The organism is Klebsiella sp. CSG-1, assembly GCF_056521145.1.
This window is the reverse complement of sequence record NZ_JBWNLD010000003.1, coordinates 168,101-180,416: the sequence shown is the minus strand read 5'-3', so window position 1 is coordinate 180,416 and position 12,316 is coordinate 168,101. Positions and strand designations below refer to the sequence as shown.

Sequence of the window (12,316 nt, the reverse complement as noted above, 5' to 3'; positions counted from 1 at the left end):
GACGTTTTTTTAGCCACGTATCATAAAAGGTACTTCCATGTCGAGTAAGTTAGTACTGGTTCTGAACTGCGGTAGCTCCTCACTGAAATTTGCTATCCTTGATGCCGTAAACGGTGACGAATATCTGTCTGGTTTGGCCGAATGTTTCCATCTTCCTGAAGCACGTATTAAGTGGAAAATGGACGGCAGCAAACACGAAGCAGATTTAGGCGCTGGCGCCGCTCACAGTGAAGCGCTTAACTTTATCGTTAACACTATTCTGGCACAAAAACCAGAACTGTCTGCTCAGCTGACCGCAATCGGCCACCGTATTGTTCACGGTGGTGAAAAATACACCAGTTCCGTGGTCATTGATGATTCCGTTATCCAGGGCATCAAAGATTCCGCCTCTTTCGCTCCGCTGCACAACCCGGCTCACCTGATCGGTATTGCTGAAGCGCTGAAATCATTCCCGCATCTGAAAGAGAAGAACGTTGCCGTGTTCGACACCGCGTTCCATCAGACAATGCCGGAAGAATCCTATCTGTATGCCCTGCCGTACAGCCTGTACAAAGAGCATGGCGTACGTCGCTACGGCGCACACGGCACCAGCCACTTCTACGTAACTCAGGAAGCGGCTAAGGTCCTGAACAAACCGGTTGAAGAGCTGAACATCATCACCTGCCATCTGGGCAACGGTGGTTCTGTTTCCGCTATCCGCAACGGTAAATGCGTTGACACCTCTATGGGTCTGACCCCGCTGGAAGGTCTGGTCATGGGTACCCGCTCTGGCGACATCGACCCGGCTATCATCTTCCACCTGCACGACTCCCTGGGCATGAGCGTTGATGCTATCAACAAAATGCTGACCAAAGAGTCTGGCCTGCTGGGTCTGACCGAAGTCACCAGCGACTGCCGTTATGTTGAAGACAACTACACCGATAAAGCCGATGCTAAACGTGCAATGGACGTTTACTGCCATCGTCTGGCCAAGTACATCGGTTCCTACACTGCGCTGATGGACGGTCGTCTGGATGCCGTTATCTTCACCGGTGGTATCGGTGAAAACGCAGCGATGGTTCGTGAACTGTCTCTGGGCAAACTGGGCGTTCTGGGCTTTGAAGTTGATCACGAGCGTAACCTGGCTGCCCGTTTCGGCAAGTCTGGCTTCATCAACAAAGAAGGCACCCGCCCGGCTCTGGTTATCCCGACCAACGAAGAGCTGGTTATCGCGCAAGACGCCAATCGTCTGACTGCCTGATTCCACACCGCCAGCGATAGCCCTGAACCACTCGAGTTGCAGGAAGGCGGCGATGCCGAAAATCCCCAGGAGCGTACAAGTAGTACGTGACTGGGGTAAACCGGGAAAGCCAACGCACATGCTGCTTGAAATATAACGGGAAGCTGGTGGTGCAGTTTTGTATCCCGCCTGATACCGGCGGTAACGAAAGAGGATATATCGTGTCCCGTATAATCATGCTGATCCCGACCGGAACCAGCGTTGGCCTGACCAGCGTCAGCCTCGGTGTTATCCGCGCAATGGAACGCAAAGGCGTTCGTCTGAGCGTCTTTAAACCTATCGCCCAACCGCGCGCTGGCGGCGATGCACCAGATCAGACGACCACCATCGTTCGCGCTAATTCAAGCCTTCCGGCCGCTGAGCCGCTGAAGATGAGCCACGTCGAGTCGCTGCTGTCCGGCAACCAGAAAGACGTGCTGATGGAAGAGATCATCGCCAACTATCACGCCGCGACTCAGGATGCAGAAGTGGTGCTGGTAGAAGGTCTGGTCCCGACCCGTAAACACCAGTTTGCTCAGTCTCTGAACTTCGAAATCGCCAAAACGCTGAACGCGGAAATCGTCTTCGTGATGTCTCAGGGTACCGACACCCAGGAACAGCTGAACGAACGTATCGAGCTGACCCGCAATAGCTTCGGCGGCGCGAAAAACACCAACATTACCGGTGTTATCGTCAACAAGCTGAACGCACCGGTTGACGAACAGGGTCGTACCCGTCCCGATCTGTCGGAAATCTTCGATGACTCTTCCAAAGCGAAAGTCGTGAAGATCGATCCGGCTCAGCTGCAGACTGGCAGCGCTCTGCCGGTTCTGGGCGCGGTGCCGTGGAGCTTCGATCTGATCGCAACGCGGGCGATCGATATGGCCCGCCACCTGAATGCCACCATCGTCAACGAAGGCGACATCAACACCCGCCGCGTGAAGTCTGTCACCTTCTGCGCACGCAGCATCCCGCACATGCTGGAACATTTCCGCGCGGGTTCTCTGCTGGTGACTTCCGCAGACCGTCCTGACGTACTGGTCGCCGCCTGCCTCGCCGCCATGAACGGCGTTGAAATCGGCGCGCTGCTGCTGACCGGTGCTTACGAAATGGACGCGCGCGTCAGCAAGCTGTGCGAACGTGCATTCGCGACCGGCCTGCCGGTCTTTATGGTGAACACCAACACCTGGCAGACCTCCCTGAGCCTGCAGAGCTTCAACCTCGAAGTTCCGGTTGACGATCACGAGCGTATCGAGAAAGTTCAGGAATACGTGGCCAGCTATATCAACGCCGACTGGATCGAGTCTCTGACCGCCACCTCCGAGCGTAGCCGTCGCCTGTCTCCTCCGGCCTTCCGTTACCAGCTGACCGAGCTGGCGCGCAAAGCGGGCAAACGTGTGGTTCTGCCGGAAGGCGATGAGCCGCGTACCGTTAAAGCCGCCGCTATCTGTGCAGAGCGCGGTATCGCGACCTGCGTGCTGCTGGGTAACCCGGATGAGATCAACCGCGTTGCCGCCGCTCAGGGCGTAGAACTGGGCGCAGGCATCGAAATCGTCGATCCGGAAGTGGTTCGCGAAAGCTACGTGGCTCGCCTGGTCGAACTGCGTAAGAGCAAAGGCATGACCGAAGCGGTCGCCCGCGAGCAGCTGGAAGACAACGTGGTTCTCGGCACCCTGATGCTGGAACAAGACGAAGTCGACGGCCTGGTGTCCGGCGCGGTACACACCACCGCCAACACCATCCGTCCGCCGCTGCAGCTGATCAAAACGGCGCCGGGCAGCTCCCTCGTATCTTCCGTGTTCTTCATGCTGCTGCCTGAACAGGTTTACGTTTACGGCGACTGCGCGATCAACCCAGATCCGACCGCAGAACAGCTGGCCGAAATCGCGATTCAGTCCGCGGACTCCGCGATTGCGTTCGGCATTGAGCCGCGCGTGGCGATGCTCTCCTACTCCACCGGGACTTCCGGTGCCGGTAGCGATGTGGAAAAAGTGCGTGAAGCGACCCGTCTGGCCCAGGAAAAACGTCCTGACCTGATGATCGACGGCCCGCTGCAGTACGATGCTGCGGTGATGGCTGACGTGGCGAAGTCCAAAGCACCGAACTCGCCGGTTGCCGGCCGTGCGACCGTGTTCATCTTCCCGGATCTGAACACCGGTAACACCACTTACAAAGCCGTACAGCGTTCTGCCGACCTGATCTCCATCGGGCCAATGCTGCAGGGTATGCGTAAGCCGGTCAACGACCTGTCTCGTGGCGCGCTGGTAGACGATATCGTCTACACCATCGCTCTGACCGCGATTCAGTCTTCCCAGCAGCAGTAATCTGCTGGATTATCCGCCTGGCGTTTAACGCCGACGGAAAGTAAAAAGGCGACCATCTGGTCGCCTTTTTTATTACAGCAGCTCGCGGGCCGCAGACACAATGTCGTGCGCCGTCAGGCCGTACTCCTTCTGCAGGTAGTCCTGAGTCCCCACCTGGCCATAGCGCTCCTTCACGCCAACCCGGCGCATCGGTACCGGGCAGGTCTCTACCAGCACTTCCGCCACCGCCGATCCCAGTCCGTTGTGGATACTGTGGTTTTCACAGGTCACGATGCGTCCGGTTTTCTCGGCGTAATTTTTTACCAGCATGCGGTCAATGGGCTTCAGGGTAAACATATCGATAACCGCCGCGCTGACCCCCTCCTGCTCAAGCTGACGTGCCGCCTCCAGCGCCTCGGACACCATGATACCGTTCGCAATCAGCGTAATATCATCGCCTTCGCGCAGCACATTTCCCTTGCCGATGGTGAAGGTCGAACCCGGCGCATAGACGCTCGGCGCCTGCTTACGGATGGTTCGTACCCAGTAGAACCCCTCGAGATCGATCAGCTGACGCAGAATATCCTCAAACATCGTCGCATCGGTGACTTCCAGCACCACCGAATGCGCTAATCCGCGGACAATGCCCATATCTTCAAACGACATATGGGTACCGCCGTTATGGCAAGCGGTCACCCCGGCATCCGAGGCGATGACCTTGACGTTATTGCGCTGATAATCCAGGGACATAAACAGCTGATCGAAACAACGACGGCTGGCGAAGGCGGTAAAGGTATGCACAAACGGCTTGCGTCCGGTCAGCGACAGGCCCGCGGCAGTGCCAATCACATTGGCCTCCATGATGCCGCAGTTGATGACATGCTGCGGGTATTTCCGCGCAACGCTGTCCATCGCCATAGAACTCATCAGGTCCGCTTCAAGGGCAATAATCGACGTCCCCTTTTCCACCTGCTGTGAGACGAAACCGGCGTAGATTTTACGCATTTCTACGGCATCTTTTTGTCCTGCGGGTGCAACCTTAATCATGCTCGGCCTCCAGTTGGCGAATCGTCTCGTTGAGCGCTTCTGTCATTTCATCGGTCAGGCGCAGGTGATGGGAGTTGCTGAGCTGCTCCAGATACGGCACGCCCTGCCCTTTAATACTGTCAAGGATCACCACTCGCGGACGGGCATCTGCCGCCGGCCGCGGAGAGACCGTTTCAAGCAGCCGCGGTATGTCGTCCCCTTTTACCGTGACCACATCAAAACCAAAGGCGCGGAACTTACCCTCCAGATCAAAGGCACAGATAATCTCGTCCAGTTCGCCGTCAAGCTGCTGTTTATTCCAGTCGACAAATATCGTCAGGTTAGTTAAACGATGATGGGCAATAAACTGGAACGCCTCCCAGCACTGGCCTTCATTGAGTTCGCCATCGCCGACGATGCAGAACACCCGGTTAGCGCGCCCCGCCAGCTTATGCGATAACGCCATTCCGCCGGCAATGGAAATCCCCTGTCCCAGCGAACCGGTGGTGGCATCCACGCCGCGGGTCTTCAGCCGATCGGGATGGCTGGGCAAGCGGGTGCCGTTATGATTCAACGTGCTCAGCTCCTCGATCGGAAAGTAGCCCTTGATAGCTAAGGTGCTGTACAGCGCCGGGCCGGCGTGGCCTTTCGACAGCACAAAGTAATCACGTTCCGGCCAGTCGGGATCCGCCGGGTCAATGTTCATCACCGCGCCATACAGTACGGCGAGCGTCTCCACCACAGACATGCTGCCGCCGTAGTGGCCGAAGCCGAGCTGCGTCAACGTTTTAAGCGTGGCAACGCGGATATCGCGCGCCAGCTGAGTCACTTCATTCACATTCATGGTTTCGCTCCGGTGTTTTCCTGCGTGTTACCACGCGCAGATTTGTTTTTAGCCAGTACGTTGTACGCCACCAGCAGCGCGAACAGCGCCACGACGAGCCCGGTAATGGCAAATGGCGATAAATAGCGCGCGAGATTGCCCAGCACGATGCCGATAGCGCCAAAGTCAGCATCGGAGAAGGTGGTGTTGGCAAAACCGATAGCGCCTAATACCGGCAACAGCAGCACCGGCAGGAAAGTAATCAGCAGGCCATTGGCGAACGCGCCAATCATCGCCCCGCGGCGCCCGCCGGTAGCATTGCCAAACACCCCAGAGGTCGCGCCGGTAAAGAAGTGCGGCACCACGCCGGGGAGGATCAACACCAGCTTCATCTGTCCGAGCAGGAACAGCCCCACCAGTCCCCCGAGGAAGCTGAACAGGAAGCCAATCAGTACCGCGTTAGGCGCATAGGGATAGACGACCGGGCAATCCAGCGCCGGGCGGGCATTCGGCACCAGTTTTTCCGAGAAGCCGGTAAACGCCGGAACGATCTCCGCCAGAATAAGACGCACGCCCTGCAGAATGATGAACACGCCGGCTGCAAAGGTGATGGCCATAATAATGGCGTACACCAGGTAGTTCTGACCGCCGCTGAAGGTGCTTTCGACATACTCTCGCCCGGCGCTCACCGCCATTATCAGATAGATAATCATCATGGTCAGGGAGATAGAGATTGAGCTGTCGCGCAGGAAGCTTAAATTCTTCGGCAGGTTCATCTCTTCGGTAGAACGCGAGCCTTTGCCGCACAGGCTGCCAATCCAGCCGGCGAGGACATATCCCAGGGTGCCGAAGTGGCCAAACGCAATATCGTCGGTACCGGTAATCCGCTTCATATAGCGCTGCGCCAGCGCCGGGAAGAAGGCCATCACCAGGCCTAAAATCAGCGAGCCGGTGAACACCAGGCCGATGCCATCAAAGCCGGCCACGGTGAGGATCACGCCGATCATGCAGGCCATATAGAAGGTGTGATGCCCGGTCAGGAAGATATATTTCAGGCGCGTAAAACGGGCGACAATAATATTGGCTACCATGCCAAAAGCCATGATTAGCGCCGTCGATGCGCCATATTTCTCCAGCGCAATGGAGACGATGGCTTCATTATTTGGAATAATCCCCTGGATATTAAATGCATGTTCAAACATGCCGCCCAACGGATTTAACGACCCCACCAGCACCGTTGCCCCGCCGCCTAACACAATAAACCCGAGAATGGTTTTAACCGTCCCTTTCACGACGTCTGAAAAAGATTTTTTCTGCGCCACGAGACCAATCAGGGCAATTAATCCCACCAGTACCGATGGGACTTTGAGAATATCAACAACAAAATTCAGCGTCTCAAGGATAAACATATCCGCCTCGCTTAAAATAAGGTTATTGTTTATCGAACCATGCGCGCAGCTGCGCTTCGAGTTCATTAATATCGATGATGTTTTTAATCACCACCAGCTGGCTTTCCGGTACGCTGGCGCTGGCGGCGATATCTTTCGCCATCACGAACAGATCCGCGGCACCGGGGGTCGCCGATGACAAATCGGAATGTTCAACTTCGGCCTCGATAGCGAGTTTTTTCAACACTTTCTTAATATTCATTTCGACCATAAAACTGCTGCCGAGGCCGGAGCCACAAATTGCCATGATTTTCATCATTATCACCTTTTTTAAGTAGAGGGCGTCCGCATTACGCTCGCGCGTAATGTGCGGTGAAATCAGGTTATAAAATTAAATCAGAAACGTGCGATTATTTTTTTAATATCCTCCAGGGTTGTCGCCTGATGTAATTTCCCCATTTCCTCCTCGCTGGAAAATAATTCTGCGAGGGCGGAAATCATCTCAATATGACTATGCTTATCGGGAGCGGCGAGCATCACGATAACATCCACCGGGTCAAACTCTTCAGCGCCAAATGCGACGCCCTCTTCCAGCTTGAGCAGAGACAGCCCTAACCCTTTGGCCCCCTCCTCCGGACGGGCATGCGGCATCGCCAGACCGGGCGCCAGAACATAATACGGCCCCAGCTTTTGATGCTGGTCGACAATGGCGGTGATATATTCAGGGCCGATAACCCCCGTAGCCAGCAGCGGTCTGGCGCAAAGTTCCAGGGCCTGCCGCCAGTCCGCTACGCTTTTCTGCTGCGTAATAGTTGCATCAGAGATCCATTTTTCCAGCATGTTGTCCCCCATCAGTAAGCCCGCGATGAGCAAACTCTATTCAAGCTGACAACAGTTAACTGCGATTACGGTCACAAAGATAGCGCTACCATCGGCTAACATTCAAAATTGTGATAGCGCTATCAATTCGCGTTTTACCGAGGAAAACACAGCAAAAAAAAGGATTTAAGGCGTATACTCCGTGAAAGGTGAAATAAAGGATGATGGTAAAAGCATCTGCTCTGCAGGAATTCGTATGTCTCTAACCCGAAAACGGCGTAGTACCGGTAAAGTGACTCTCGCCGACGTTGCCCAGCTTGCCGGCGTGGGAACCATGACTGTTTCACGCGCATTGCGCACCCCTGAACAGGTTTCCGATAAACTGCGCGAAAAAATCGAAGCCGCGGTGCAGGAACTGGGATATATGCCCAATCTTGCCGCCAGCGCACTGGCGTCCGCTTCATCGTGGACCATCGCGATGGTGGTACCTAATCTTGCCGAGGCGGGATGTTCGGCCATGTTTGCCGGTCTGCAGCAGGTATTACAGCCCGCGGGATACCAGATCATGCTTGCGGAATCACAGCACCGCCTGGAACAGGAAGAAAAGCTGCTGGAAACCCTGTTAGCTTCCAATATTGCCGCGGCGATTCTGCTGAGCGTCGAGCACAGCGATACCGTGCGCCACTGGTTAAAAAACGCCTCTATTCCGGTCATGGAAATGGGGGCGATGCGCGCCGACCCGATTGATATGAATATCGGTATCGATAATGTGGCCGCCATGTATGAACTGACGGAAATGGTCATTAAGCGCGGCTATCAGAATATCGGCCTGCTGTGCGCTAACCAGGAGCAGTGGATTTTTCAGCAGCACCTGCAGGGGTGGTATAAGGCGCTGCTGCGCCATCATCTGTCGCCCAACAGGGTGATTAACGCCGCCCTGCCACCGAATTTCTCCACCGGTGCCTCCCAGCTGCCGGAATTTTTACTGGCGTGGCCGGAACTGGATGCCCTGGTCTGCGTTTCAGATGAGCTAGCCTGCGGGGTGCTGTATGAATGCCAGCGGCGACGCATCAAAGTGCCTGACGATCTGGCCGTTGTCGGGTTTGGCAACAGCGATGTGAGCCGGGTGTGCCAGCCGCCGTTAACAACCATGACGGTACCGCACCATAAGATTGGCATTGAGGCCGGGCGGGCGCTGCTGGAACGGCTTAACGATGGGGACTGGAGCGACCGGAAGGCGATCGTCTCCAGTTTATGTCTGCGGGATAGCTGCTAAAGGCTATTCGGCTGCTTCTGGTTTTTCTGGTTTTTCCGGTTTTTCCGCTTTTACCTGGTCATTATTGGCGTTGCGGGTCATCCACAGCGCCAGCGCTTTCAACGAATCCGGGGTGAATTCATCGCAGCGAGCGGTAATCTCTTCCGGCGTCAGCCAGCACACTTCGCTTACTTCCTCTTCCTGCAAGGCAAAGGGGCCGTGCGACACGCAGCTAAACAGGCTCCCCCAGACGCGACAATGCTTATCTTCGTAATAGAACTGGCCATGATCGGCGAACGGCACGCCGGCAATCCCCAGCTCTTCTTCCGCTTCCCGGCGAGCCGAATCCAGCAGCTGCTCATCGGCCTGCACCACGCCACCGGCGGTAGCGTCCAGCATGCCCGGCTGGAAATCTTTAGTCTCGGTACGACGTTGCACCAGGATTTTGCCCATCCCATCGTGAACAACAATATAGGTTGCCCGATGACGCAGGCACTGCGCGCGCATTTGCTCGCGGCTGGACTGCGCTATCACCTCATTGTTTTCATTAACAATGTCTACCCATTCTGTGCTTGCCAAATCGTTCTGTTCCGCCATCAGGAAACCTTACTTTTGAAAGCGCTCTCGCGGCGCGTCTTTACGGTTGGGGGGTAAATTACGGGTTAATTGCAACCTCTGCAATAACCTGATGATCATCAAGTGCTAAAACCTGTAGTCGGTCCCCTTCCATGAGGCCATAGCTGGCGGAAAATCCCCCTTTGGGAATACTGACCGAGCCGGGATTGAAGAGAAAAATAGTGCCGCGCTTCTCGGCTACCGGAATATGAGTATGACCATAAACCAGGACATCGCCAGCGGCGAGAGGAGGCATATTTTCGGGGCTGTACAGATGCCCGTGGGTCAGAAACAGGCGAGTGCGTTCGCTCAGCACCTGCTGCCAGGGCGCAGTGACAGGGAAATCCAGCAGCATTTGATCGACTTCGCTGTCGCAGTTGCCGCGAACGGCGATCACGCGTTGCGCGACGCCGTTGAGCTTCACAGCGACGTCCGCCGGCGCATAGCCTTCGGGTAACGCATTACGCGGCCCATGATTGAGCACATCACCGAGAATAATCAGCCACTGCGCCCCACTTTGCGCGAACCGTTCCAGAACGCGTTCAGTAGCGGGCAGGGAACCATGAATATCCGATGCAAACATCAGCTTCATTTCTTCCGTCTCCACGCATTTCGATGCGCCTATGATAGCGGAACCGCTGCCGCGAATCAGCCCGCGCGTTTAGCTGACAGTGCGACAAAACGCTGCACCGACGCCCGCTGCCACTGGAATGTCGCATAGTCCGCCAGCGGCTCCGGAACCGCATCGCCGTTAAGCACCAGCCGGTTGATCATCAGGGCGAGATCGGTATCGGCAATCGACCACTCACCGAACAGATTATTGCCGCCGTGGGCCAGCAGTTCAGCAGCAGTTTCGAATAATTTTTCCGCGCTTTTGCGGCCCGCGGCGCTAAGCTCCGGTTTCTTTTGCCCACCGAACACCACGTCGGTAGAGCGCTCCTCGCGGATGGGCAGCAGATCGCTGCGTAGCCAGGCTTGCACCTGCCGCGCCCGGGCCCGCTTTTGCAGATCGTGGGGATAGAGCCGCTCCCACTCCGGCGGGGCGAAACGTTCATCCAGATACTCGCTAATTGCGGACGATTCGCTAAGCGCGAACGCCTCCACCTCTAACAACGGCACGCGGCGGGTCACGGTGTAACCTTTCCAGCCAGGCTGCTGATTTTCACCGCTATCGAGATCGATGGTTTTGAGAGCAAATGGCAGGCTTTTTTCCTGCAGGGCAACGTAGACAGACATTACGTACGGCGAGAAAAAGCTCGAATCGGACCACAGGGTAATGGCGGGCTGGCTCATGGCATCCTCAATAAATTATGGGGCGATAAGTCAACATATCCTGTCTTTTAAGGGATGTCACTTACCGCACCATGAGGATTTTGCATCCCCTGACGGCTAGCCGATGATCATCGTTTTCGGCTCCAGATAAGCCTGCATCCCCCATTTGCCCATTTCACGCCCCAGACCGGATTGCTTGAAGCCACCGAACGGCGCCTGCGGTTCATGTTCAAGGGTATTGACCAGTACGCGCCCGGACTCTATCGCCAGCGCAACCTCCTGACCACGCTGCCGATCGCCGCTTAATACCAGGGCGCTCAGGCCATAGGTCGTATCATTGGCAATTGCGATGGCTTGCGCCTGATCCTGATAGGGAATCAGTACCAGCACCGGGCCAAAGATCTCTTCTCGCGCAATGCGCATCTGGTTGTGGACATCGCTGAATACGGTCGGTTTCACACACCAGCCTTTTTCCATGCCCTGCGGTCGCCCTTCACCGCCAATGAGCAATCTTGCCCCCTCCTGCTGTCCCAGGCTAATATAATCCTGCACCCGTTGCCACTGCTTCCGACTGACCATCGGACCAATCGTCGTTCGCGCGTCGCGCGGGTCGCCGGAGATATACTCCGCCATTCCCTGCACGATGGCCTGTTCAAACTCCGCCAGACGCCCGGCAGGCACCAGAATTCGCGTCCCGGCGATGCAGGCCTGTCCGCTATTCATAAACCCGGCCGCCAGCGCCAGGGGCACCGCCTGCTGCACATCGGCATCATCCAGAATGAGGGTCGGTGATTTACCGCCAAGTTCCAGCGTGACGCGTTTCAGCGTTTGCGCCCCGCTTTCGATAATATGTTTCCCTACGGCGGTAGAACCGGTGAAAGAAATTTTAGCAATATCGGGGTGATGGTTAATAATATCCCCCACCACTTCGCCCCGTCCGGTCACGATGTTAACGACCCCGGCGGGGATCTGCGCCGCGTGCAGCGCTTCGGTGACGATCTGCGTCTGCCAGGCGCTCATCTCGCTGGGTTTAATCACCGCCGTACAGCCTGCCGCCATCGCCGTCGCCAGCTTGCTACAGATAAAACCGGCATCGCTGTTCCACGGCGTAATCAACCCCGCCACGCCGACCGGCGTCATCACCACCTGCGCACGCCCCGCCGGTTCAACAAATTCGAAGCTCGCCAGCGTCTCCATCGCCTGTTTAATGGTTTGCGCCGGCCATGTCGCCATCCATTGCGAGCGCGAAGCCGGGGCGCCATATTCGGTGACAATCGCCTCGAGTAAATCCGCCTCTCTCGCCCGGACGGCCTGGTACATCCGCTCAAGGACATCCAGACGCTGCTGTTTCGTCGTCCGTGACCAGCAAGGAAAGGCAGCTTTTGCGGCGGCAATCGCTCGCCGGGCATCCTCTTCGTCCGCCAGCCGCGCCTGGCCAATCATCTCTTCCGTCGCCGGGTTGAACAGCGCAAAGGTTTCGCTGCCGTGCGGGGTGACAAATTCACCGTTGATATAAATTTTATCGATGTGCAGCATCTTCGTCTTCCTCATTGGTTT

12 protein-coding genes are annotated in these 12,316 nt (G+C 56.3%); 3 read left to right on the top strand and 9 right to left on the bottom strand.

What is annotated here, in order from left to right; genetic code table 11:
• The first annotated feature begins 37 nt into the window (after positions 1 to 37).
• Positions 38 to 1,240: an acetate kinase gene (gene ackA / locus AC007G_RS08970; RefSeq protein WP_004865128.1), complete on the top strand. Its 1,203-nt coding sequence runs from the start codon at positions 38 to 40 to the stop codon at positions 1,238 to 1,240.
• A gap of 200 nt (positions 1,241 to 1,440) precedes the next feature.
• On the top strand, positions 1,441 to 3,582 hold the full coding sequence (gene pta / locus AC007G_RS08965; protein ID WP_032686765.1) for a phosphate acetyltransferase: 2,142 nt from the start codon (positions 1,441 to 1,443) through the stop codon (positions 3,580 to 3,582).
• A 72-nt stretch (positions 3,583 to 3,654) separates the two neighbouring features.
• Here pta and AC007G_RS08960 read toward each other — a convergent pair whose 3' ends face one another.
• The 5 genes from AC007G_RS08960 to AC007G_RS08940 form a co-directional block, all read right to left on the bottom strand.
• A complete protein-coding gene (locus AC007G_RS08960) occupies positions 3,655 to 4,608 on the bottom strand; it encodes a transketolase family protein (protein WP_004865134.1) in 954 nt (317 codons plus the stop codon).
• Positions 4,601 to 5,431, bottom strand: coding sequence for a transketolase (locus AC007G_RS08955; protein WP_004865137.1), 831 nt, complete (start codon positions 5,429 to 5,431; stop codon positions 4,601 to 4,603). The genes AC007G_RS08960 and AC007G_RS08955 overlap by 8 nt, the downstream gene beginning before the upstream one ends.
• Entirely contained in the window at positions 5,428 to 6,819 is a 1,392-nt protein-coding gene (locus AC007G_RS08950; RefSeq protein WP_032686648.1) for a PTS ascorbate transporter subunit IIC, read from the bottom strand. Before AC007G_RS08950 ends, AC007G_RS08955 begins: the two co-directional genes overlap by 4 nt.
• Before the next feature lie 22 nt (positions 6,820 to 6,841).
• Positions 6,842 to 7,114 (bottom strand): PTS sugar transporter subunit IIB, encoded by a 273-nt coding sequence (locus AC007G_RS08945; protein ID WP_004865143.1) that lies wholly within the window; start codon positions 7,112 to 7,114, stop codon positions 6,842 to 6,844.
• An 80-nt stretch (positions 7,115 to 7,194) separates the two neighbouring features.
• Positions 7,195 to 7,638: a PTS sugar transporter subunit IIA gene (locus tag AC007G_RS08940; protein ID WP_004865146.1), complete on the bottom strand. Its 444-nt coding sequence runs from the start codon at positions 7,636 to 7,638 to the stop codon at positions 7,195 to 7,197.
• Between the two features lie 235 nt (positions 7,639 to 7,873).
• Between AC007G_RS08940 and AC007G_RS08935 the strand changes: the two genes are divergently transcribed.
• On the top strand, positions 7,874 to 8,893 hold the full coding sequence (locus tag AC007G_RS08935; RefSeq protein ID WP_004865150.1) for a LacI family DNA-binding transcriptional regulator: 1,020 nt from the start codon (positions 7,874 to 7,876) through the stop codon (positions 8,891 to 8,893).
• Positions 8,894 to 8,896: 3 nt separating this feature from the next.
• Here the strand turns inward: AC007G_RS08935 and yfcD are convergent, their stop codons facing one another.
• The 4 genes from yfcD to AC007G_RS08915 form a co-directional block, all read right to left on the bottom strand.
• Positions 8,897 to 9,469, bottom strand: a complete 573-nt coding sequence (yfcD, locus tag AC007G_RS08930) for an NUDIX hydrolase YfcD (RefSeq protein WP_004865153.1) — start codon at positions 9,467 to 9,469, stop codon at positions 8,897 to 8,899.
• A 58-nt stretch (positions 9,470 to 9,527) separates the two neighbouring features.
• Complete coding sequence (yfcE, locus tag AC007G_RS08925) at positions 9,528 to 10,079, bottom strand: phosphodiesterase (protein WP_004865155.1); 552 nt, start codon at positions 10,077 to 10,079, stop codon at positions 9,528 to 9,530.
• A gap of 56 nt (positions 10,080 to 10,135) precedes the next feature.
• Positions 10,136 to 10,780, bottom strand: a complete 645-nt coding sequence (yfcF, locus tag AC007G_RS08920) for a glutathione transferase (protein ID WP_004865158.1) — start codon at positions 10,778 to 10,780, stop codon at positions 10,136 to 10,138.
• A gap of 96 nt (positions 10,781 to 10,876) precedes the next feature.
• Positions 10,877 to 12,295 carry an aldehyde dehydrogenase family protein gene (locus AC007G_RS08915; protein WP_142630019.1) on the bottom strand — a complete coding sequence of 473 codons (1,419 nt, stop codon included), beginning with the start codon at positions 12,293 to 12,295 and terminating at the stop codon, positions 10,877 to 10,879.
• Positions 12,296 to 12,316: the final 21 nt, after the last annotated feature.

What these genes read in the sequence shown, in the direction of transcription:
- ackA (WP_004865128.1), top strand. Translation starts at nt 38, where the DNA reads ATGTCGAGTAAGTTAGTACTGGTTCTGAACTGCGGTAGCTCCTCACTG.
- AC007G_RS08960 (WP_004865134.1), bottom strand. Translation starts at nt 4,608, where the DNA reads ATGATTAAGGTTGCACCCGCAGGACAAAAAGATGCCGTAGAAATGCGT.
- AC007G_RS08955 (WP_004865137.1), bottom strand. Translation starts at nt 5,431, where the DNA reads ATGAATGTGAATGAAGTGACTCAGCTGGCGCGCGATATCCGCGTTGCC.
- AC007G_RS08950 (WP_032686648.1), bottom strand. Translation starts at nt 6,819, where the DNA reads ATGTTTATCCTTGAGACGCTGAATTTTGTTGTTGATATTCTCAAAGTC.
- AC007G_RS08945 (WP_004865143.1), bottom strand. Translation starts at nt 7,114, where the DNA reads ATGAAAATCATGGCAATTTGTGGCTCCGGCCTCGGCAGCAGTTTTATG.
- AC007G_RS08940 (WP_004865146.1), bottom strand. Translation starts at nt 7,638, where the DNA reads ATGCTGGAAAAATGGATCTCTGATGCAACTATTACGCAGCAGAAAAGC.
- AC007G_RS08935 (WP_004865150.1), top strand. Translation starts at nt 7,874, where the DNA reads ATGTCTCTAACCCGAAAACGGCGTAGTACCGGTAAAGTGACTCTCGCC.
- yfcD (WP_004865153.1), bottom strand. Translation starts at nt 9,469, where the DNA reads ATGGCGGAACAGAACGATTTGGCAAGCACAGAATGGGTAGACATTGTT.
- yfcE (WP_004865155.1), bottom strand. Translation starts at nt 10,079, where the DNA reads ATGAAGCTGATGTTTGCATCGGATATTCATGGTTCCCTGCCCGCTACT.
- yfcF (WP_004865158.1), bottom strand. Translation starts at nt 10,780, where the DNA reads ATGAGCCAGCCCGCCATTACCCTGTGGTCCGATTCGAGCTTTTTCTCG.
- AC007G_RS08915 (WP_142630019.1), bottom strand. Translation starts at nt 12,295, where the DNA reads ATGCTGCACATCGATAAAATTTATATCAACGGTGAATTTGTCACCCCG.